Annotated in this window: 20 protein-coding genes, 1 tRNA gene and 1 pseudogene; 16 read left to right on the top strand and 6 right to left on the bottom strand. The window is 70.9% G+C overall.

Annotation, left to right across the window (positions count from 1 at the left end):
- The first annotated feature begins 615 nt into the window (after positions 1 to 615).
- A complete protein-coding gene (locus tag ACZ42X_RS11445; RefSeq protein ID WP_468287122.1) occupies positions 616 to 1,707 on the top strand; it encodes a DUF6414 family protein in 1,092 nt (363 codons plus the stop codon).
- Between the two features lie 232 nt (positions 1,708 to 1,939).
- Here ACZ42X_RS11445 and ACZ42X_RS11440 read toward each other — a convergent pair whose 3' ends face one another.
- Together ACZ42X_RS11440 and ACZ42X_RS11435 are read right to left on the bottom strand one after the other, a co-directional pair.
- Entirely contained in the window at positions 1,940 to 2,605 is a 666-nt protein-coding gene (locus tag ACZ42X_RS11440; protein WP_468287119.1) for a YdcF family protein, read from the bottom strand.
- Positions 2,602 to 3,393 carry a GntR family transcriptional regulator gene (locus ACZ42X_RS11435; protein WP_468287116.1) on the bottom strand — a complete coding sequence of 264 codons (792 nt, stop codon included), beginning with the start codon at positions 3,391 to 3,393 and terminating at the stop codon, positions 2,602 to 2,604. Before ACZ42X_RS11435 ends, ACZ42X_RS11440 begins: the two co-directional genes overlap by 4 nt.
- 444 nt (positions 3,394 to 3,837) lie before the next feature.
- Here ACZ42X_RS11435 and ACZ42X_RS11430 point away from each other — a divergent pair, with 444 nt between their 5' ends.
- From ACZ42X_RS11430 to ACZ42X_RS11360, 15 genes and pseudogenes are all read left to right on the top strand, one after another.
- The gene (locus ACZ42X_RS11430) at positions 3,838 to 4,104 is read left to right on the top strand and encodes a DUF6284 family protein (RefSeq protein ID WP_468287113.1); all 267 of its coding nucleotides are present in this window, start codon (positions 3,838 to 3,840) and stop codon (positions 4,102 to 4,104) included.
- Complete coding sequence (locus ACZ42X_RS11425) at positions 4,101 to 4,277, top strand: hypothetical protein (protein WP_468287110.1); 177 nt, start codon at positions 4,101 to 4,103, stop codon at positions 4,275 to 4,277. The genes ACZ42X_RS11430 and ACZ42X_RS11425 overlap by 4 nt, the downstream gene beginning before the upstream one ends.
- Positions 4,274 to 5,377 (top strand): conjugal transfer protein, encoded by a 1,104-nt coding sequence (locus tag ACZ42X_RS11420; RefSeq protein ID WP_468287107.1) that lies wholly within the window; start codon positions 4,274 to 4,276, stop codon positions 5,375 to 5,377. Before ACZ42X_RS11425 ends, ACZ42X_RS11420 begins: the two co-directional genes overlap by 4 nt.
- Positions 5,374 to 6,333, top strand: coding sequence for a DNA cytosine methyltransferase (locus tag ACZ42X_RS11415; protein ID WP_468287104.1), 960 nt, complete (start codon positions 5,374 to 5,376; stop codon positions 6,331 to 6,333). Before ACZ42X_RS11420 ends, ACZ42X_RS11415 begins: the two co-directional genes overlap by 4 nt.
- A complete protein-coding gene (locus ACZ42X_RS11410; protein ID WP_468287102.1) occupies positions 6,317 to 6,694 on the top strand; it encodes a DUF6251 family protein in 378 nt (125 codons plus the stop codon). Before ACZ42X_RS11415 ends, ACZ42X_RS11410 begins: the two co-directional genes overlap by 17 nt.
- Entirely contained in the window at positions 6,694 to 6,888 is a 195-nt protein-coding gene (locus ACZ42X_RS11405; RefSeq protein WP_361417167.1) for a hypothetical protein, read from the top strand. The genes ACZ42X_RS11410 and ACZ42X_RS11405 overlap by 1 nt, the downstream gene beginning before the upstream one ends.
- Positions 6,889 to 6,963: 75 nt before the next feature.
- The gene (locus tag ACZ42X_RS11400) at positions 6,964 to 7,158 is read left to right on the top strand and encodes a DUF6257 family protein (protein WP_468287098.1); all 195 of its coding nucleotides are present in this window, start codon (positions 6,964 to 6,966) and stop codon (positions 7,156 to 7,158) included.
- 87 nt (positions 7,159 to 7,245) lie between these two features.
- A pseudogene (locus ACZ42X_RS11395) lies at positions 7,246 to 9,429 on the top strand (cell division protein FtsK).
- Between the two features lie 141 nt (positions 9,430 to 9,570).
- Positions 9,571 to 9,822 (top strand): hypothetical protein, encoded by a 252-nt coding sequence (locus ACZ42X_RS11390; RefSeq protein WP_468287096.1) that lies wholly within the window; start codon positions 9,571 to 9,573, stop codon positions 9,820 to 9,822.
- Positions 9,823 to 9,867: 45 nt separating this feature from the next.
- Positions 9,868 to 10,056, top strand: a complete 189-nt coding sequence (locus ACZ42X_RS11385) for a hypothetical protein (RefSeq protein ID WP_468287093.1) — start codon at positions 9,868 to 9,870, stop codon at positions 10,054 to 10,056.
- 9 nt (positions 10,057 to 10,065) lie between these two features.
- On the top strand, positions 10,066 to 10,731 hold the full coding sequence (locus ACZ42X_RS11380) for a hypothetical protein (RefSeq protein WP_468287090.1): 666 nt from the start codon (positions 10,066 to 10,068) through the stop codon (positions 10,729 to 10,731).
- 88 nt (positions 10,732 to 10,819) lie between these two features.
- Positions 10,820 to 11,689, top strand: a complete 870-nt coding sequence (locus ACZ42X_RS11375) for a bifunctional DNA primase/polymerase (RefSeq protein ID WP_468287088.1) — start codon at positions 10,820 to 10,822, stop codon at positions 11,687 to 11,689.
- 1 nt (position 11,690) lies between these two features.
- Entirely contained in the window at positions 11,691 to 13,166 is a 1,476-nt protein-coding gene (locus ACZ42X_RS11370) for an ATP-binding protein (RefSeq protein ID WP_468287086.1), read from the top strand.
- A gap of 496 nt (positions 13,167 to 13,662) precedes the next feature.
- Positions 13,663 to 13,866, top strand: coding sequence for a helix-turn-helix domain-containing protein (locus ACZ42X_RS11365; protein ID WP_361417146.1), 204 nt, complete (start codon positions 13,663 to 13,665; stop codon positions 13,864 to 13,866).
- A 64-nt stretch (positions 13,867 to 13,930) separates the two neighbouring features.
- Positions 13,931 to 15,328 (top strand): tyrosine-type recombinase/integrase, encoded by a 1,398-nt coding sequence (locus tag ACZ42X_RS11360; protein ID WP_468287083.1) that lies wholly within the window; start codon positions 13,931 to 13,933, stop codon positions 15,326 to 15,328.
- 44 nt (positions 15,329 to 15,372) lie between these two features.
- On the opposite strand, the gene ACZ42X_RS11355 is transcribed toward ACZ42X_RS11360, so the two are convergent.
- The 4 genes from ACZ42X_RS11355 to tmk all read right to left on the bottom strand — a co-directional run bounded on the left by ACZ42X_RS11355 (position 15,373) and on the right by tmk (position 21,637).
- Positions 15,373 to 15,449 (bottom strand) — tRNA-Thr (locus tag ACZ42X_RS11355).
- Between the two features lie 92 nt (positions 15,450 to 15,541).
- Positions 15,542 to 17,080 carry an alpha/beta hydrolase gene (locus ACZ42X_RS11350; RefSeq protein WP_468287080.1) on the bottom strand — a complete coding sequence of 513 codons (1,539 nt, stop codon included), beginning with the start codon at positions 17,078 to 17,080 and terminating at the stop codon, positions 15,542 to 15,544.
- 56 nt (positions 17,081 to 17,136) lie between these two features.
- Positions 17,137 to 18,342, bottom strand: a complete 1,206-nt coding sequence (locus ACZ42X_RS11345) for a DNA polymerase III subunit delta' (protein ID WP_361425928.1) — start codon at positions 18,340 to 18,342, stop codon at positions 17,137 to 17,139.
- Positions 18,343 to 18,442: 100 nt separating this feature from the next.
- The gene (gene tmk / locus ACZ42X_RS11340; protein ID WP_468287075.1) at positions 18,443 to 21,637 is read right to left on the bottom strand and encodes a dTMP kinase; all 3,195 of its coding nucleotides are present in this window, start codon (positions 21,635 to 21,637) and stop codon (positions 18,443 to 18,445) included.
- Positions 21,638 to 21,734 lie beyond the last annotated feature (97 nt).

The following is a 21,734-nucleotide window of genomic DNA, read 5'->3' as shown; positions in this document are numbered from 1 at the left end:
CTGCGACTGTGCGCCGGCGTGCCGATCAGGCACGGCTGCCCGGCCGGGCCCGGTGTGGCGCATCGCACCCTGAGCACAACGAAAAGCCCGGCTCGGATGAGGTCCGAGCCGGGCTTTCGGCTGAGCCGCCTTCGGGATTCGAACCCGAGACCTACGCATTACGAGTTGTCCGATCTTGGTCCGGGGCTGTCCACGTCCGTCCGCGAAGAGCCTTGCACCGCTGGCCAGAGGCCGCACGTGCGGCTGGCGAACCTCGGCGGACAGTGGCGGACGAGGCGCCGTATGAGACCAGAACTGAGACCGTCAACAGCAGTGACCCTCGGGCCGCGCGTCACAGGGTCGTGGCCTGGTTCTTCTCCTCCGGCAGCCTCGTGCACAGGAGCGCTGAGCCTAAGACTGACCAAGGCTCAGTTCGGCCACCCCTGATCACGGGCGGCCGCGACCTGCGGAGGGCCTATCCGATCAACGCTTTGACGTGCTGCTGAGCTGTCGGCAGTTGTCGACGTTGGTCACCACTGAGCGCCCTTCCGCGGCCCGCGGACGGCCCGGAAGAGCGCTCGTGTTGCGCCGGTCTTCGGCTCGATGGATGCGGTTCCGTCGGCACCAGACTGCTCCATGCTGAGATCAGAATCAGAAAAACGCATCCGTGTCACCGGATTGGATATAGCATCGCACTCCAACCTGGTGAGGATGTGCCACTTGATTCTGCGTGAGTTCTTGTACGTGGACACCGATAAGGTGCGGGCAATGCTGGCCCAACTTGATGGAGGTGTTGCAGAGGAGGAGCGAGAGACCAGCACCCAAGAGAAGAGGTCCACGGTTGGGCCTCGAAGCTTCGCCCAGCATCTGCAGGTGACTGGTAGCGAAAGGTACACACAAAAGTCGCTTGGCGATGCTCTTTTCCCCATGCTGGAAGAGGCTTTGGAGTCGGAAGGCCTGCTTAAAGATATCTCAGAAGAGGTGTCCGATCTCTCTCAGTGGACCACAGGGGATATTGCAGAAATCGCCCCGCCCGGTTCACTCGTTCGCATCACCGCCATGGGCTCCCTCTTCGACACTCGATATACAGCCAGTGTCTTTTCGGCCTTCGCCTCCGTTGCGCTTGGTCTTCAGGGAATGGGCGTGAGCTTGGACCCTGATGCGAGTAAGGCGCAGCCCGGAAAAGGGAAGGCCAGAGGCGGGCAGCAGGGGTCGAAGCCGTCGAGGCCCGGAGAAGTGCAGCCGGATCGGCAGCTGGAAGACTCCATCCCTGACTTCGCAGGGGTCGGAGGTATGGATGGGAATTCGCTACGCTCCATCATCCGCATGGCGAGGGGAATCTTTGCTCCAGGACTGCACATCAACCTCTCACCCGTCGATGCGGGAGGCGTACTAATCGGATCTCGCCTGCAGGAAGGGCGACAGTACCTGGATACAGAAGCGGACATCCTATTCGCGCGCTACGGGACAGAGCCGCAAGAGTGGACACTAGTAGGTAGCGTTGGAAGCTACGGCCCGAAGGATACAGGCTTGCCTGAATTTGATTTCTTCAGGCCGGATGGGACCGTAAATAGGGCTCGATTTGCGGACAATATTAATGGCCTCATGAAAACTTTGGGAGGAATGGGTTTTATCGACCTTCCGCAGAATCCGGGCTTCTCTGTGATTCCGTTCGCTGTCTATCGAACGATTCCGCGCGCTTCCAGCCTCTTGGCGGTGCGTGACTAGCAGGCCGGCCGAACGGCTTCGGGCTGGAGCTGCTTTGGGGCGAGTGATCATGGCCCCGTAAGCTTGCGGCGCGTCGGGCAGCCTGTCCGCAGAGGCAGCGCGCGCCCGCGCCCTGCGCGGGCCGTGATGAAGCAGGGAGAGTCCACCGCCTCGGACAACGGACGGTCCTGAGGAGCGCTACGCCTGGCGTCCTCGCCGCCCGCACATGGCCTGCGGCCGCCCAGGGAGCGCCTCAGAAAGCTTTCGCTTGGTCACCGACAAGGCGACTGGTGAACCCGGCCGCGCAGAGGCGCTCATACGCTGCTGACATGGCCTCGGGGACCTCTTGCCGGATCGTGAATCCCTGATCCGGGTACACCAGTAGCCGTTGGTGGGCGCCGACGAGCATGTCGATCACGAGGTGCGCGTCTCGGATGGTGTCCACGTACTCGTTCAGCGTCATCGGCGTGGAGGCGCATACGACCTCCACTTCCGGCCACAACTTGCGGGCCGTGGCGTACGCCCGACGTTCCTCGTACGGCTTGCTAACCAGCAGCACCGACGACACATCCAGCCCCCGCTCTTCCAGCAGGCAGCGGGAGAATCGGACGTTCTCGCCCGTGTTGCGGGCATTCGGCTCCACCAGCACAGCCGCCTCCGGGACGCCCAGCTCCAGGGCACGCTCGCGGTAGTGCTCAGCCTCGCCACGGGGCATGCGGTCGCGTGTCGTGCGGCTCGTGGCACCCGTGAAGACGATGAGCGGCATCATGCCGCGCCGGTACAGGTCGACCGTGGTGTCCGCGACTCCGAGGTCGTGGCTGCCGAGACCGATGCCGACCGAGCAGGGGCGCGGCTCGTGATTCATCTGCTGGAAGTCCCACAACCGCTGGGCATCGGACCAGTTCTGTGCCGAGATCACTGCCCCTCCTGGTCGTTCGCGGAATCGGGCACCTTGAAGTCGTATGCCCACGCGAACCGAGTTGCGGCGTGGATGCCGATGGCGAACTCCACCACGGTCCCGTCGGCGGTGTAGGTGGTGCGGTGCAGCTCTACCACCCACTCGCCGGGCGCCAGCTGGAGAAGCGCCGCTTCCTCCGACGTGGCGGCCCTCGCGAACAGCTCCTCGCGCATGCGGTCGATCTCATACCCAGCGTCGTAGAGCACGCGGAATCCGCCGCCCCGGCCGGCCGGTCCCGGCGTCGGGTCCACCAGGCGGGTCCCCTCGACGTGTTCGGGTCGGTAGTAGCTGGTGAGGGTGTGTGTCGGCTGGTCGCCCTCTTTCACGAGACGAGCCCTCGAGTACACGTCAGCGCCTTCGGGCAAGCCGTGCGCGGCCGCGACGAGCGGCGGCGCCGGCACGCGGCTGACCGTCTGCGTCTGCTCGTTACGGCGGTACGACCGGCCCGACGCGACGCGGTCGGCGATGAACGCCACTTCGTCGCCGTCACGCCATTTGGCCTTGTCGTAGCGAGCGATGCCCAGTCGCTTCAGCGGGGCTTTCTGTCGCACGACGGTGCCGTGACCGCGCGATGAGGTCACGAGGCCTTCCGCCTCCAGAGCTTTGTACGCGGCATGGACCGTGGACTTCGAGCCCTCACCGGCCTCCACCAGGTCTCGGATGTGCGGAAGCTGCTGGCCAGGGGCGTACTGGCCGCTCCTGATCTGCTCGGCCAGCTTGTCTGCCAACTCGCGCCACTTGGGTGCCACGCGCAACTCCTCTCGACGAGTCCAGTCAAACACAGTCCCAGGACTGTTGACAGTCCTGGGACTGTGCGCCATTGTCTTCTCGCGCTCCGCAGTCCTAGGACAGCGGGTGCGGGAGAGGCCTTCTTTGGCCTGCCCCGACGCCCGGAGGGCTCCGCGTAGGCGGGTCGGCTCGATGGAAGCGACTGGTGCTTGAGAACTGAACAGCGTGATGAGGTAGCCGCCTCCTCCGATAAGGCGGCCGGCGCGGAGCAAAGTCCGCGCGCTCAACCCCTCCGCAGCCGCTCGGCTGCGGCGGTTGCCTCCTCCGCCCGTCCGGTCCCTTCGCGGGCTGCCGTACGGGCGGGGCTGAGGGGAGCCGGAAGTCGGTTCCAACGGCGAGAACCCCCGATGCGGGAACACCGGGGGTTCGGTTCGGGCCGTTCCTCTCTGGAAGGAGCAAGCCCAATGAAGTCCATCGCTGCACTTCAGACGGCTGTTACGGCCGTCGCGTTCGACGGTGAGCCGTCGGACGCAGAGCTGGACGCGATCGAGCAGGAGATGCCGCTGATCCTGGCGGAGGTCGACCTGCTCGACGCGCAGATCATGACGCTGGACCGTCCGGCCACGGTGCTGGACGAGCGGCGCATCCGCCGGACCCGCAACCGGGTCCTCGCCGAGCGCCGCAACCTGACCAACCGCGCCAGCCTGGCGCACGCGGGCGGTGCCGCATGAGCCGCATCGCCTTCTGGATGCTAGTGCTGCCCTGCATCGCCGTCGGGACTTGGGGCGCCGCCATCGGCAACTGGGACCTGCTCGGCCTTGGAGCGTTCATCGAAGCTGGCGTCATCGGCGTGAACTACCTCCTGATCCGCGCCGACGAGTGCGAGGACGGAGGTGCGGCGTGAACGCCACCGGCAAGCCCCTGAGCCGGGTGCAAAAGGCCGTGCTCGGTCTCGCGTTCGCGCCGATGCTCGCCACGGGCGGCGCAGGCGCCTACGGCACCTACACCAACATCAAGACCGCCTACGGGTCCGGCACGGCGGTGGGTGCGGTCGCGGCCGGTGAAGGCGCGACCGCCGTTCTCGCGGTCGTGCTGCTCGGCCTGACGCTGCTGGGTCAGTCCGCTCCGCTGGTGATCCGGGCGGGGCTGTGGGCTCTTCCCGCCGCCGCGTCCGCCATGTCGGCCATGGCCGCTACCACCGTGGGCGAGATCGTCATCTACGCACTCACACCGCTGGGCATGACCACGTCCGCCGAAGGTGCCGCGTTCCTGGCCCGAAGGATCGTGGTCTACCGCGACGGCCGGGACGCCGAAGCCGAGCGCCGTGCCGCCGAGGTCGTACAGGCGCTCGCCTACCACCGGGCGCGGGCCGCGAACCACCCCGACGAGAACGTACGGCGGAAGTCGGACCTCACGTCGTGGAAGCTCGCGCGGAAGGTCGGCACGGGCGACCTCGCCCTCGGCGAGAAGCTGCTCGGCGTCCAGCGCACCCAGCTCACCACCGGAGCCGAGCAGGCGCTCGCCGCCATGTTCGGCGCCACGCTCGCCGCCCCGAACATCGCTGGATCGGTCGACGAGCCGGACGCGGTGACGGTGGAGCTGGAGGTCGACCGGTCCACCCGCCCGGCCATCCCGGCGAATACGGAGCAATCGACCCAGACCAGCACGGAACGGTCTACCTCTGAGCAGGCCGTTCCCGCCCTGGAGCCCGCCAGCCCGCCCGCTCCTGCGGCGCCGGAGGAATCGACCGGTCCGACCGCGGTCCGCGCAGTCGCCGCCGAGCAGGCGACCACGCGTCGGGTGACCCGCCGGGTGCCCGAGGCCGCGAAGTCGCCCCAACCGCGCCGCACGAAGGACGAACTACTCGCCGAGGCAAGGCAGTTCACCGAGTCATGGCCGGTCGAGCATCTGACGGCCGACCGGATCCGCAGGGAGCTGCGGACGTCTCCGGCGAACGGGCGGTGGCTGCGCGACACCCTCAAGACCGAGCGGAGGGCGGCGTGAGCGGGCTGAGGATCGGCTCGCTGTGCACCGGTTACGGCGGCCTGGACATGGCCGCCCAGGCCGTCATGGGCGGCACGCTCGCCTGGGTCTCGGACATCGACCCCGGCGCGGCCCGCATCTTGGCCCACCACCACCCCCAAGTGCCGAACCTCGGCGACCTGACGGTCGTCGAGTGGGCCGAGGTCGAGCCCGTCGATGTCCTCGTCGGCGGGTATCCCTGCCAGCCGTTCTCCACCGCGGGCAAGCGGAAAGGAACCGCCGATGAGCGGCACATTTGGCCGTCGATCGCCGACGCCCTTCGCGTTCTACGACCCCGCGTCGCGGTCTTTGAGAACGTCGCAAACCACCTTCGACTTGGGTTTGCCGACGTCCTCGCCGACCTTGCCCGCCTCGGGTTCGATGCGGAGTGGTGCTGTGTCCGCGCGTCGGAGGTCGGCGCTCCCCACCAGCGAAACCGGCTCTTCCTCCTCGCCACTGCTGCCGACACCGCGGACCTCGGACACGAACGGGGTCGGGACACATGGCGACGGTGGGCTGGACCTGCGGACCACGGTCACGCTTCTGCCCACACCGGCCGCGAGGGACTGGAAATCCGGGGAGTCGAACCTCATCGGCACGAACGCCAGGCCGCTGAACGAAGTTGCGGTGAACGCGATTGGGGCCCCTACGCCCCCGCTATCCAGCGCTGGGAACGCGTCACCGGACGACGTGCCCCCTGGGCAACTGACGATCGACGCCGCCTGAACCCGGTCTTCGTCGAGTGGCTCATGGGCCTGCCCGCCGGCCACGTCACAACCGTGCCCGGCCTGACCCGCGCCCAGCAGCTCAAGGCCCTCGGCAACGGCGTCGTCCCCCAGCAGGCCGAAGCCGCCATTCGTCTCCTGCTCGCCCAGTCCGCGACCGGACCGGTCGCCTCCATGACCTCATCGAGGAGCACCCATGGAATCGCTGCCTGAACCCGCCCGGATCGTCCAGCTCCCGGACGGCACCTACACCTACGCCGACCACCTGCCCGCCATCCAGTCCACCGCCGTGCCGCAGGTGGTGCACCAGCACATCCACCAGGCCCCGCCCGACCGCACCGTGCAGCGCATCGCGCTCGGCACCGGCATCGGCGCCGGCGCGGTCGCGGCCGGCGTCTACTTCGGCCCCCTGCTCGTCGGCGCCCTGACCGCCATCGCCGCCAACCTCGCCATCCTCGCCTTCCTCGCCGTCGCCATGGCCTGGGGCGTCGTGAGCGTCGTCCGGTCGGTCGGTGGCGCGGAGGGCAAGGCCGCCGCCAACACCCTCACCCGTGCCCGTCGGAAGGGGAAGTGATGTTCAACGCCGGAGACAAGGTGCTGATCGTCGCGTGCGAGGACGATCCCCGCGCGGTCGGCAAGACCGGCCGGGTGCTGGACGAGGTCCCGCCCGGCCCGCTCACCGACGGTCGCTGGACCGTCGACCGGATCAGCTTCTGGATCGCCCCGGTCTTGGTCCACAGCCACGAGATCCGCAAGGTCAGCGACTGACGGCTGCCTGTCCGCCCCCGGCCCACCGGGGGCGGGTGGGGAGCCGGACAGACCGGTCCCAGGAAGGCATCCGCCATGGGCAAGCACGAGTCGGACCCCAAGCTCAGCACCACCGAAAAGGCCAAGGTCGCCTACTACGTGGCCCGCATGTGCAAGCGCGGTCTCGCGGGCGAGACCGTCCACCAGACCGACCTGGAACGCAAGGTCGAGCGCGTCATCGACGGCGCCCGCCAGCGCGAGGAGAAGAGCGCCAAGAACAGCCGCAAGTAGCTGTGCCCCGGGGCGGCCGACAGCCGCCAAGCATCCCGACCGCCCCGGGCCTCTTCCGTCCCACTGTCGAGAGAGGAAGACATCTCAGTGAAGCACCCCGAGGACGACAGCGAATTGTTCGACCGCCTCGAAGCCGAGATGGCCGCCGAGGGCGGAGCCGAGGTGGTCGACCTGGACAAGGCCCGAGCCGCCCGCGACACCACCACCTCCACCACCACGGCCAACCCGACCGAGCCCGAGGGTGAGCGGCCGTTGGTCGACCTGCCGACGCCGGTCGCGACCGGACCGGGCTACCTGGGCCGACTGGCCGGAGCCAAGCGCCGGGACGTCATTCCGGTCTGGCTGAGGTCCACCTCTGAACTGCGTACCGCCGCCGGGTGGGTGGCCCGCCACTACACCCACACCGTCGGCTATCACGCGCTGCGTGCCCCGATCTACGCCGCCCGTCTCGCACTCCAGTCGCCTGCGGGTGCGGCCCGGTTCGTCGGGGGCGTGATGCGGTGGGTGGCCGACCGTGAAGGTGAACCGGTCCGCGCCGCCGCCGTGCGGCGGGAGGATGCGGCCGAGTACCTGCGGCTGTCCGCGCAGCGCGACAGCCGCGTGCGGCTGCGGATGATGGTGGCCGCGCTCACACTGTTCGTCGGACTGGTCACCGCGCTCGCCATCTACGTGCTCGCCCCGGGCTGGGTGCAGGCCATTTCGGTCGGCACGCTGGTGCTCGCCCTCGGCGCCGCCGGCCGCAAGGCCGACAACCCCGTCGTCCACCGCGCGGTCGAGCTGCCCAAGGCGACCAAGCTCACCAGTGACATCGTGCTCCGGGCGCTCGGCGCTCTCGGCATCCCCGCGATCAACCAGGCGCAGGCCAAGGGGCGGGACGGGTTCGAGTTCACCGCCCCGATCACCCGCGACGGCCCCGGCTGGCGCGCCGAGGGCAACCTCCCCTTCGGCGTGACGGTCACGGACATCATCGAACGCCGCGAGCGCCTCGCGTCCGGCCTGCGTCGCCCGCTGGGGTGCGTGTGGCCCGAGGCGGTGCCCAACGAGCACACCGGGCGGCTGGTGCTGTGGGTGGGCGATCAGGACATGAACCAGGCGAAGAAGCCCGCGTGGCCGCTGGCCAAGTCGGGACTGGTCGACCTGTTCAAGCCCGTCGCCTACGGCACCGACCAGCGCGGACGCTGGGTCGAGGTCACCCTGATGTACATCGCCGGGGTGATCGGCGCGATCCCCCGCATGGGCAAGACCTTCCTGCTCCGCCTGCTGCTCCTCATCGCCGCCCTCGACCCGCGGGCCGAGGTCCACACCTACGACATGAAGGGCACCGGCGACCTCGACCCCGTCGGCAACGCCGTCTCCCACCGGCACGCCGCAGGCGACGACGACGAGTCCATCCAGTACGCGCTCGCCGACTTCCGCGCCCTGCGCGAGGAACTGCGGCGCCGAACCAAGGTGATCCGGGGCCTGCCCCGTGACATCTGCCCCGAGTCGAAGGTCACGTCGCAGCTGGCGGACAAGCGGTCGCTGGGACTCCACCCGATCGTCGTCGGCGTGGACGAGTGCCAGGTCCTCTTCGAGCACGCCGACCACGGCAAGGAGTTCGAGGAGATCGCGACCGACCTGGTCAAGCGCGGCCCGGCCACCGGGATCGTGCTGCTGCTCGCCACCCAGCGCCCGGACGCCAAGTCGCTCCCGACGGGGATCTCGGCCAACGCCGGTGCCCGCTAGTGCCTCAAGGTCATTGGCCAGACCGAGAACGACATGGTGCTGGGCACCTCCGCCTACAAGCGCGGCGTGCGGGCCACGATGTTCGCCTGGGGCGACAAGGGCATCCACTACTTCGTCGGTGAAGGCTCCAACGCCCGGATCGTCGCCTCGGTCTACATCGACGCCCCCGGCGCCGAGGCCATCGGCGCCCGCGCCCGCGCCGCCCGCGAGAAGGCCGGACTGCTGACCGGCTACGCCATGGGCGAGTCCCCGGAGGCCGTGACCGGCCCGGCCTACGACCTGCTCGCCGACATCCTCGCCGTCGTCCCCGCCGCCGAGGCCAAGGTGTGGTCCGAGACCGTCGTGGCCCGCCTCGCCGAGCTCCGCCCCGACGTCTACGACGGGTGGGAGCCCGACGCGCTCACCGCCGCGCTCAAGCCGCACGGCATCTCCACCGTCCAGGTCGGCCGCCGCATCGACGGCAAGGTCGTCAACCGGCGCGGCATCACCCGCTCCCACATCGCCGACGTAGTCGCGGAGCGTAACGGAAAGCGGGACGCGGGATGACCACCCGGAGCCGCTAGCGCTAGCAGCAGTCCCCGCTAACGTTAGCGGCTCCGCTAGCACCCAAAACCACCTCTGATCAGGCTGCTAGCGGATAGCGGCCCACCTGCGAAAACCTCTGGAAACCGCCTGGGAGGGCCCGTCATGACCCCCGCCCTGCTCGCTATCGCCTGCCTACTTGCTGTCACCCTCGGTCACTTCGCGAGGTGTGCGGCGTCGCCGTTCGGGACCTGCCGCAAGTGCCGCGGCCTCGGTCACGCGCTCAAGACCGACCGCAACGGACGCCCCAAGCGCGGCAAGGACTGCCGCCGCTGCCAGAACACCGGCAAGCGCATCCGCGTCGGCCGCTGGCTCTACAACCGCGCCACCGCCACCTACCGCGCTGGCACCCGCTAACCCCCACCCTTACCCACCTCGCCCACACCTGAAGGAGGTTCCGGCATGGCCGTGACCATCTCCCTGGTCGCCCTGTTCGGACTCGTCCTGTTCTTCCTCCTGCGCTCCAACACCCTCGGCTACGGCTCCGCGTTCATCGCCGCCGGATTCGGCTTCTTCCTCGCCTCCACCGGCGCCGCCACGCCCATCAACCAGCTCGCCAACGCCGTCCTCGACGCCATCCCCAACCTCTGAGGAGCCCCAGTGCCCAACAAGTCGCTGCCCTGGTTCGAGACGCTGACCGACAGCGTCTTCGCCCTCGGTGCCGCCGCCCGCGAGACCCGCACCGCCCACCAGGCCGCCCAGTCCGCCAGCGCGCAGTACGACCTCGACCGCATCCGCCTCCTCGACGGCGAAATCACCGTCCCCGGCCGCTTCACCCCGCCCCGCCCGCACGACCGTGCCGTGATGGGTATCGGCAAGACGCTGAACGAGTGCCGGGACCGGATCGAGCGGCTCTACACCGAGGCGGCCCTCAGCTACGCCTCCGGCACCGCCTGGGCCATCCTGCGCGTTCTCGACGGCCAGGAGCCGCCCCGGGTGGAGCTCGCTCTCACCGCCGAGGGGTATCTGAGCATCCCGGGCGAGCTCGCCCCCATCCCGCCCGTGATCGAGGGCCTGGACCGCTGGCGCGACAACGCCAAGTTCGAAAAGGCCCGCCAGCGGTGGTGGGACTGCGACTCCGCCGGTGAGTACGCCTCTGCCCTCGCCGACGAGGAGTACCTCGCCGACCACCAGGCGTACGAGATGTACGAGGCGAACGGCGAGGCCCGGGGACTGGCGGACGCCGCCTACGCCTACGGCGTCCTCGCCGAGTCCGGCCTGAGCTACGCCCTGCTCGGTGCCCGCGCCCGCCACAGCCACCCGTAGCTACGCCGAGGGCGGCCCCCTGAATCCGCCAAGACCCCGGGGCCGCCCTCGCCTGCCAGCACTGCCTAGAGAACTGGAGACACCCAGCATGACCCATGCCACCCCGGTCCGGCGAGATGTCCTGGCCGGTCGCCTTGTCGATGTCGCGCTCCGGCTCGCGGCCAGCGGGCTTCCGGTACTGCCGCTGAGTGCCGATAAGCGACCGTTCGGCAACTGCCCCAACTGCTCGGATAACCGGTGCGGCGGGCGGCCGAACATGAAGACCCCCGGCCCCTGCCAGTGCCCGCGTCCCTGCCACGGATGGGCCGCCGCCACCACCGACCTCACGGTGCTGTCCTCCACCCCCTGGGCGGCCGTGTGGCGGCGTGCCAGGGCCGTCGCCTACCACCCCGGCGGCGCCGGCGTCACCGTGGTGGACCTGGACGACGCGGACGCCGTCGCTTGGGCCCGCACCGCCCTGCCGCCGACCCTCACCGTGAACACCACGCGTGGGGAGCACTGGCTCTACAGCGGCGTGATGCGCTCGGTCAACCACGTCCGCGCCGGTGTCGACATCAAGTCCCTGATGTCCTACGCCCGTTGGCTCGGACCTGGGACCGGAACCATGGCGCCCCTGCCGCCGGTCGTCCGGGCTCTGGTCGAGGAGAAGCCCTCCACGGTCCGGCCCGTGCCGACCGCCGTGTCTGCGCCGGTCGGGGGCGGGAAGTGCTCCCACCGCTCGCCCGCGTATCTGGAGCGGGGGATCGCCATGGCCGAGCAGCGCATCACCGACGCCACCAGCGCGGTCCACAACACCGTGTACGCCACGTTCCTCGCGGTGCTGTCCGCCCACGGCCGGTGCGGCTGCCTGACCGAGGCCCACATCGCGCGGCTGTTCACGGCCGCGCAGGCCAAGGGGGAGTCTCCGCGGCACTGCACGACCGCCTGGTCCAACGCCCTTGCGGCTCTGGGGATGTGAGATGTCCGAGGACGAGAAGAACCCGGCCCGCGAGGTCATCACCGACTACGCGCAGCAGCACTTCCGGTACTTCCGCACGGTCGACGGCACCGTCTACGCCCAGCGCAACGGCCACCCCGTCGCCCGCCCGATTCGCTCCCAGGGCACCACCGGCAGCCACCGCCAGGAACTCATGGTCGGCCTGTTCCGCGACGGCCTGGGCGTCTTCAACGGAACCGCCTTGAAGGAGGCACTCGACTTGATCGAAGCACTCGCGCTCACCGAGGACGTCCAGCCCGTCCACATCCGCGTCGCCCCCGGATTCGACGGCGCCACCTGGCTCGACCTCGGGCGCGACGACGGCCTGTCCGTCCGCATCCACCCCACCGGCTGGGACATCCTCACCCCCGACCCGCGCGAGGTGTGCTGGCGCCGCACCCAGCTCACCGGCGAACTCCCGCTGCCGGTCAAGGACACCGACGGCAAGGGCATCGACCTGCTGCTGCGGCTGTGCAACTTCTCCGACGCCCGCGCCGAGTCCCTGGCCCTGGCGTGGTTGATCGGCTGCCTCGGCCCCGACGTCCCCGTCCCCGCCCCCTTCCTCACCGGCCCCCAGGGCGCGGGCAAGTCCACCGCGGGCAAGATGCTCGTGCGGATCATCGAGGGCATGAGCGGCGACCTGCGCCGCGCGCCGAAGGACGAGGAAAACCTCATCACCGCCGTCGCGGCCGGATGGGTCACCGGCCTGGACAACCTCTCCCACCTCGGCCCCGACCTGTCCGACCTGATGTGCTGCATCGTCACCGGCGCAGAGAACATCAAACGGGCCCTGTTCACCGACGGCGACGTCGTCCGCGCCCGCTACCGCCGCCCCATGCTGCTGACCGGCATCGACGTCGGCGTCATCCGCCCCGACCTCGCCGAACGCCTCCTCCCCCTCCGCCTGGAACGCCCCCGCGTACGGCGGACCGAGGCGGAGCTCTGGGCGGAGTTCGCACGCGACTTGCCCGTGATCCTCGGGTCCGTGCTCGACCTGGCCGTCGAGGTCCGCGCGACCCAGGCCGACATCCCCACCGACCTGCGGATGGCCGACTTCGCCCACCTGTGCGCGCAGCTCGACGCCGCCAAGAACTTCGGGGCCCTGGACGCCTACCGGGCCAGTCTCGACGACCTCAACGACGACGTCATCGAGGGCGACCTCCTCGCCCAGACCGTCCTCAAGCGCGCCGCCGACATCGAGCCCGGCACCGAGGTCCGGATGACGTCCGCCGAGTGGCTGCACGGTCTGACCCAGCTCTACACCGGGGAGGGAGAGTTCCGGCCCCTGCCCAAGGGCTGGCCCACCACCGGCAAGGTCCTCTCCGACCGCCTCAAGCGCCTCCAGCCCGTCCTCGCCGCCCGCGGCGTCCTCATCGACTGGGGCCGCACCCGCTCCGCCCGCTACATCGAAATGGCCCGCCCCAAGCCCCCGCAGGGCGAGCCACAGCAGATGTTCTAGACCCCGCGCCGCACGGCGTCCGCACAAGCAAGAGGAGCACCCCCGCCCGGCGGCGCCCGGTGCTCCTCTTGCTCTTCGGCGGCTCGCCGCCGCTCAAAAGGCGTGCCGCTCTGCGGCTCCTTCTTCACGCCCGAACGCGCGCACAACAACAGACACAGAGCCCTCTTTTTCCTAAGTAGTAAGACGCTGCGTCACCCGCGTCACAACGGTCCCGAAGACCGGCCCTGGCCTGCAGCAACGGGGGTGACGCAGAACCCGAATCTCTGCGTCACCCTTCGTCACCTGCGTCACCCCATGACGGACGGCTCCGTCACCAGTGACACAACCCCTTACGCCCTGCGTCACCCAAACCCGCAGGTCAAAGGCCCAAATGACGCTGATGACGCCGTGACGCAGAAATCCCCACCTCGGACAGATGCCGCCTGCCCAGACGTCACCCTCCACCGCCGCAACTCCCGGGCACGAGCCCCGGAACTCCGCCATGAAGGAGCACCCAGTGACTACCGCGATGGAGCCCACCGTCAGTCGCGCGTTGTTCACCGTCAAGGACGCCGCCGACTACCTCTCCCTCGGCCGCTCGACCCTCTACGAGCTGATGGCCGCTGGCGTCCTGCCGTACGTGAAGGTCGGCCGCGCCCGGCGCGTCCGGCGGACCGACCTGGACGCGTTCGCCGCCGGACTCCCGCAGCAGACCGTCTGAACCCCCGAACCACCCGAGACGGCCCCGGCCTTCACCGGGGCCGCCTCGCTCATGAGAGGAAGCGATGAGCCCCCGCAAGCCGAACATGGAGTCATCCATCTACCTGGGCACCGACGGCCGGTGGCACGGCCGCGTGACCATGGGCGTGAAGTCCGACGGAAGCCCAGACCGCCGCCACCGGACGGGCAGGACGGAAGCCGAGGTGACCCGTAAGGTTCGCGCGCTGGAGAAGCTGCGCGACGAGCAGCGCGCGCCGAAGGCGGGCCGCGTGCCGACCGTGGCTGAGTGGATGGAGACCTACCTGACCACGATCGCGAGCCTGAAGCTCAAGCAGCGCTCGTTGGACGACTACTGGTCCAAGACCCGCAACGACATCATTCCCGGGGTAGGCCTGCACCGGCTGAACAAGCTGGAGCCGGAGCATCTGGAGGCCATGTACGCGGCGATGCTGGAAGAGGGGCACGCGCCCTCCCACGTGCTCAAGGTGCACCGCATCCTGTCCCGGGCGCTGAAGATCGCCCATCGGCGACGGATGATCGTGGAAAACGTGGCAACGCTGGTCGACCCGCCAACGCTGGATGAGACGGAGGCGAATCCGTTCACGCAGGAGGAAGCGCGCGCGTTTCTGGAGGCAGCGTCAAGGCGCCCCACCTTCGTGCGCTGGCTCGTCGGTGTCGGGATGGGATTCCGGCAGGGCGAGGCGCTCGGCTTCCGGTGGCCGTACGTCGACCTGGACGCTGGGCTCTTCCACCCCCGCTGGCAGCTTCAACGGCTCACCTGGAAGCACGGCTGCGCCGACCCGCATGCGTGTGGTGAGCGGCTGCACCGATTCGAGCCGTGCCCGCCGGAGTGCACCGTCCACAAGGCCTACAAGCGTGGTTGCCCCGAGCCGTGCGCGAAGGGGTGCACCAAGCACGCGAGTGCCTGCCCGGAGCGGAAAGGCGGTGGCCTGGTCTTCACTCGCCCCAAGACGAAGAAGAGCCAGAACCCAGTGCCGATCCCCCCACCTTTCATCCCGCCCCTGCGGGAGCTCCGGGCCCTGCAGGAGGAGATGCGGGTGGCCGCTGGTGACCTTTGGCAGGAGCACGACGTCGTGTTCGCGCGCCCGGATGGCCGACCGCTCGACCCGCGGCAGGACTACGAGGAGTTCAAGGAACTGCTCGAAGAGGCGGGGATTGATGACCGGCGCCTCTACGACGGGAGCCGCCACACGGCCGGCACGATCCTGAACGAACTCGGCGTGGACATCGTGACCATCATGGAGATCCTTCGGCATACCCAGATCAGCCAGACGAGGCGGTACGTCAAGGGACGCTCCGAGCTGTCGCGAGCCGCCATGCGGCAGATGGGCAGCGTCTTCCTGCCCCAGCCCCAGCAGCCCATTCCGGCCCCTACTGAGACCACAACTGAGACCACGGACACCCGCGCAGCCCGTGCGCGCCGCCGACGGCGTATCCGCTGAACGAGAAAACCCGACGTAGGAACGTTCCTAGGTCGGGTTTTCAGTGGAGCCGCCTTCGGGATTCGAACCCGAGACCTACGCATTACGAGTGCGTTGCTCTGGCCAACTGAGCTAAGGCGGCACCGCCCTGCAATCCCCGTGGATGCCCAGGGGGTGCAGCAGCGAGCCCAAGTCTACACAGGTCCAGTGGGTGCCTCGCACACCTGCCGGTCGCTAGCGGCAGCGCTTGCCCGCCGGGGGGACCGTGCCGGTGAGGAGGTAGGTGTTGATCGCGGTGTCGACGCACTCGCTGCCGCGGCCGTACGCGGTGTGGCCGTCGCCGTCGTAGGTGAGGAGGGTGCCGGAGTCGAGCTGGGCGGCGAGGGCCTCGGCCCACTTGTAGGGGGTCGCCGGGTCGCGGGTGGTGCCGACGACGACGATGGGGGCCGCGCCCCTCGCCTCGATGCGGTGCGGGGTGCCGGTGGGCTTGGTCGGCCAGTGGGCGCAGTTCAGCGAGGCCCAGGCCAGGCCCCTGCCGAAGACGGGGGACGCCTTCTCGAAGGAGGGCATGGCGGCGGTCACCTCCGCGGTGGTGGTGAAGGCGGGCGGCTGGTCGAGGCAGTTCACGGCGGCGTTGGCGTACATCAGGTTGGAGTAGGTGCCGTCGGACTCGCGCTCGTAGTAGGCGTCGGCGAGGGCGAGCAGGCCGGAGCCGTCGCCGTCCATCGCGCTCGTGAGGGCCGCGCGCAGCTGGGACCAGGTGCTCTCGTCGTACATGGCGGCGATCACACCCGTGGTGGCCAGGGACTCGCCGAGGAGGCGGTTCTCGCCGGTCGCGACCGGACGGGTGTCGAGCCGCCGGAAGAAGGCGGTGAGGCGATGGCCCGCGTCGGCGGGTGAGACGGTGCCGAGCGGGCAGTCGGGCTGCCGGACGCAGTCGGCGGCGAACGATTCGAAGGCGCGCTGGAAGCCGGCCGTCTGGTCGCGGTTGAGTTCGGCGGTCGGGAGGGACGGGTCCATCGCGCCGTCCAGGACGAGCCGGCCCGTGCGGGACGGGAAGAGCTCGGCGTACGTGGCGCCGAGGAAGGTGCCGTAGGAGGCACCGACGTAGGTCAGCCTCCGGTCGCCGAGGACCGCGCGCAGGATGTCCATGTCGCGCGCCGCCTCGACCGTCGAGACGTGCGGGAGGAGCTTGCCGGAGCGCTTGGCGCAGCCTTCCGCGAAGCGCTGGTACGACCCCGTGAGCAGGTTCCGCTCGCGCGGATCGTCCGGCGTCTGGTCCACCTGCGTGTACGCGTCCATCTCCGGGCCGTCGAGGCACTCGATGGGCTCGCTGCGGGCCACGCCGCGCGGGTCGAGGGCGACCATGTCGTACCGGGCCCGGACCTTGGCCGGGTAGCCGATGCCGGCGTACCCCTGGAGGAACCCGACGGCCGAGCCGCCCGGGCCGCCGGGGTTGACCAGCAGGGAGCCGAGGCGCTTGCCCGGGCCGGTGGCCCGGACGCGGGAGACGGCCAGCTCCAGCTGCTCGCCGTGCGGCTTCGCGTAGTCGAGCGGGGCACGCAGCGTGGCGCACTCGAAGCCGGGCGAGCCGCACGCGCGCCAGCTCAGGCGTTGGCCGTAGTACTCCTTGAGCTCCTCGGTCGATGCGATGGCGCGCGACGCGGTGGCCGACGCGGAGAGGGTGGTGCCGCCGTCGGTGCAGCCCGCGGCGAGCAGACCGAAGGCGGAGAGGGTGACGGCGGTGACGCGGAACAGGCGAGCGGAGTCCATTCCCGGAGCGTAGCCGGATGGTGACGCAGTGTTCCTCTTCGTACCCGTACGGGTGACTAGCCCGCGCGCAGCGCCATCGTCATCGCCTCCACGGCGAGCAGCGGCGCCACGTTGCGGTCCAGGGCCTCGCGGCAGGCGAGGACCGCCTCGATCCGGCGCAGGGTCCGCTCGGGGGTGGACTCCCGGGCTATGCGGTCCAGCGCGTCCCGTACGTCCTCGTTGGCGATGGCGGTTCGGGTACCGAGCTGGAGGGCCAGCACATCGCGGTAGAACCCCGTCAGGTCGCTGAGTGCCAGGTCCAGGCTGTCGCGCTGCGTACGCGTCTTGCGGCGCTTCTGCTTGTCCTCCAGCTCCTTCATGGCGCCCGCCGTGCCGCGCGGCATGCGGCCGCCTTGGGACGCGCCCAGCGCCGCCTTCAGGTCCTCGGTCTCCTTGACGTCGAGCTCCTCGGACGCCTGCTTGGCGTCCTCGGCCGCGGCGTCGATCAGCTCCTGCGCGGCCTTGAGGCAGCCCCCGACGTCCTCGACCCGCAGCGGCACCTTGAGCACGGTGGCCCGGCGGGCGCGGGCGCGCTCGTCGGTGGCGAGCCGGCGGGCGCGGTCGATGTGCCCCTGCGTGGCGCGGGCGGCGACGGCCGCGGCCTCGGGCTCGATGCCGTCGCGCCGGACGAGGACGTCCGCGACGGCGTCCACCGGAGGCGTCCGCAGCGTGAGGTGTCGGCAGCGGGAGCGGATGGTGGGCAGCACGTCCTCGATGGAGGGCGCGCACAGCAGCCAGACCGTGCGGGGCGCGGGCTCCTCGACGGCCTTCAGCAGCACGTTCCCCGCGCCCTCGGTGAGGCGGTCGGCGTCCTCCAGGACGATGACCTGCCAGCGCCCGACGGCCGGCGAGAGCTGGGCGCGCCGGACGAGCTCGCGGGTCTCCTTGACGCCGATGGAGAGGAGGTCGGTGCGGATGATCTCCACATCGGCGTGCGTCCCGACGAGGGTGGTGTGGCACCCGTCGCAGAACCCGCAGCCGGGCTCCGCGCCGAGCGCCCGGTCGGGGCTGACGCACTGCAGGGCGGCGGCGAAGGCCCGGGCGGCCGTTTCGCGCCCGGATCCCGGCGGGCCCGTGAACAGCCATGCGTGCGTCATCTTCGACGCGTCGGGCGGCGGCGTGCCCTGCGCGTCGGCCGTGACGAGCGCGTCGGCGTCACGCGCCGCGGCGGCGAGCTGCGCCTGGACGCGGTCCTGGCCGACCAGGTCGTCCCATACGGGCACGGGTCACCGCCTTCCTGCGTACGTGCTGCTCATGCTGACCGTGCTGATCGTGTCGGTGTGGATTCCCATTGTGGGGGACGGGTCTGACAACGCCCGCCCCTCAGCGCCGGCGGCGGCCGCCCCGCGGGTCGTCGTCCTCGTCGTCGTGCGGGCCGAACAGCTCGTCCGCGAGCGACGGCAGGTCGTCGAGAGGCGTCTCCTCCGCCCAGTCGGAGCGCCGCCGCGGCCGCCCCTGCTCGTCCATCTGCGGCAGCTCGCGGGTGCGCTCGGCCGGCGCGACGCCGTCCGGCTCCTCCTCCCGGAAGAACCCGGGCGGTACGCGGTCGGCGGGCCGGTCGGCCCGTACGGGCGGCAGGACGGCGGTCTCGTCGAGAGCGGCGTCCGCGCCGGTACCACGGGGGTCACCGGTGGCGCCGGTGGCGTGGGGGTCGCGGGCGTCGCCGGTGCCGCGGGGGTCGCGGGGGTCGCGTACGGGAGGCAGGACCGCCGTCTCGTCCGCCGGACCGGCGGCCTCGGGGCCCGGCTCCGCCGGGACGGGACGCAGAACCGCCGTCTCGTCGTCCTTGCGCATGTCGACGGTCTTCCGCATGTCGACGCGCGGGACGGGGACCTCCTGGGTCTCCTCGTCCGGGTTCACGACCGGGGTCGGCACCGTGGTCTCGGTGGGGGACACCCCCGGCGACGCGTGCGACGCCGAAGCCGCGGCCGCAGCCGCCGCCTCCTCGGCGCGGCGACGGGCCTCCTCCGCGCGCAGCAGGGCCTCCTCGGCCTTGCGCTGCTTCTCCAGGCGCCGCTCCTCGGCCTCGACGCGCAGCCGCTCCTGCTCCTCCTTCAGCTTGCGCAGCCGCTCCTGCTCCTCGCGGCGGGCCTTCTCCTCGGCCTCGCGCCGCTGCCGCTCCTCCTCGGCGAGCCGGCGGGCCTCCTCCGCCCGCCGCCGGGCCTCCTCGGCCTGACGCTCGGCCTCGCGGCGCCGCGCCTCTTCCTCCTCGCGGCGCTTGCGCTCCTCCTCCTCGGCGCGCAGCTTGGCGAGCTGCTCCTGGCGCTCGCGCTCCAGGCGCTCCTCCTCGGCCTTGCGGGCGGCCTCTTCCTCCGCCTTGCGCCGGGCCTCCTCCTCGGCGGCCTTGCGCGCCTCCTCCGCAGCCTTCACCTCGGCCTCGGAGAGCGGCAGCATCTGGTCGAGCCGGTGGCGGATGACGGTGGTGACGGACGCCGGCTCCTGCCCCGCGTCCACCACCAGGTAGCGGCCGGGGTCGGCCGCCGCGAGGGCGAGGAACCCGCCCCGTACCCGCCGGTGGAATTCGGCGGGCTCGGACTCCAGCCGGTCCGGCGCCTCCGTGAACCGCTCCCGCGCGGTCTCCGGCGAGACGTCCAGCAGCACGGTCAGGTGGGGTACGAGACCGCCGGTCGCCCAGCGGTTGATGCGGGCGATCTCGGTCGGGGACAGGTCGCGGCCGGCGCCCTGGTAGGCGACCGACGAGTCGATGTACCGGTCGGAGATCACGATCGCGCCGCGCTCCAGGGCGGGGCGGACCAGCGAGTCGACGTGCTCGGCGCGGTCGGCCGCGTACAGCAGCGCCTCCGCGCGGTTGGACAGTCCGGCGCTCGACACGTCGAGCAGGATGGAGCGGAGCCGCTTGCCGATGGGCGTGGCGCCCGGTTCACGGGTGACGACGACCTCGTGGCCCTTGGCGCGGATCCACTCGGCGAGCGCCTCGACCTGGGTGGACTTGCCGGCTCCGTCGCCGCCCTCCAGGGCGATGAAGAAGCCGGTCTTCGACGGCGCCTGCGCCGGGTCCGCGCCGCGCAGCGCGTCGCGCAGGTCGCGGCGCAGCGGCACGCCGGAACGGTCGTCGGTCCTGGCCAGGACCAGGACGGCGACGGGCAGCAGCAGCGCGCCCGCCAGCATCAGCGTGAAGGCGGCGCCGCCGTGCGCGAAGACGAAGTCGCCGCTCGCGAGCCGGTGCGGTCCGATCGCGGCGGCCAGCAGCGGGGCGGCGAGCGCGCCGAGCGCGATGGCAACCCGTACGACCGCCTGGAGGTGCGCGGTGACGCGCGGCCGCCGGAACTCCTCGCTCTCCTGGTCGATCAGCGCGTGCCCGGTGTGGGCGGCGACACCGGCCGCCAGGCCCGCCCCGAGCGCGAGGAACAGCACGGTCGCGGTGTCCGGCACCAGCCCCATCGCGAGCAGCGCGACTCCGGTGGCGGCCAGCGCCAGCGCCAGCAGGCGGCGGCGGGACAGCGCGGGCAGCACGGCCCGCGCGGACCGGATGCCGAGGCCCGTCCCGCCCATCAGCGCGAGGATCAGCAGCGCGAACGCGACCGGCCCGCCGCCCAGGTCCTTGGCGTGCAGTACGGAGACGGCGGCGGCGGCCGCGATGGCCGCGGCGACGGCGACGCAGCCGAGCACGAGCAGCGGTATGGCGCCCGTGCGGCCCTTGTCCGGGCCGCTGCCGGTCGACGGGCGGCGCAGGCCCTCCAGCGGGGAGCGCGGGCGCGGGGTCTGGGTGTCCGGGAACTCCAGGAAGTACAGGACGGAGACCGAGGCGGCGAAGAGCCCGGCCGCGACGTACGAGCCGAGGGCCGCCTGGTGGCCGGAGAACCAGTCGATGCCCGCCCCCAGCACGTTCCCGACGAGCGTGGCGACGAGGAGCACGGCGGCCGCGGCGGGGATGGCGGCGAAGCCGGTACGCAGCGACAGGCGCCGCAGCGCGTCCATGTGGTCCGGCAGCGGGCGTACGGCCGCGCCCTCGGGCGGCGGGGCGGGCAGCAGCGCGGGGGCTGCGCTCTCCTTGGCGACGGTCCAGAACCGCTCGGCCACGCCGGAGAGGAAGGCGGTGGACAGCAGGAAGGCGAGCGCCTTGTCCGGTGTCCAGTCGATCCACAGCGGTGCGACGATCAGCAGCGCGACGCGCACGCCGTCGGCGCCCACCATGGTCCAGCGCCGGTCGAGCGGACCTCCGGGGGCGGTGAGCGTGGTCATGGGCCCGAGCAGCACGGCGCCGAAGAGCAGCGTGGCCAGGATCCGCGCCCCGAACACGGCCGCGACGGCGAACGCCGCGCCCCGGTAGCCGCCTCCGAGGGCGTCCTCGGCGATCGCGGCCTGCAGGGCCAGCAACACCAGGACCAGCAGGGCGAGGGCGTCTCCGACCCCGCCGACGAGCTGCGCGCTCCACAACCGCCGCAGCGGTTGGTTGCGCAACAGAGCCCGTACGGCGCGCTCGCGGGAGTCCGCGGCTAGTGCGGCGTCGGAGTCTGAGGTGGGGCTCAAGACCGTTGGCTGCTCGGCTCGCGTCATCCCCTCAGCCTATCCGGCCGGACCGACACCCAGTCCTCCCGCCCGAACAGACGCCCGCGCTCGCCGGGCGCACTCACCCTCGCCCGTCCTCGCCCTG

Source organism: Streptomyces sp. NPDC030862 (genome assembly GCF_055571835.1).
The sequence above is the reverse complement of the archived record's forward strand: the minus strand, read 5'-3'. Positions and strand labels throughout refer to the sequence as shown.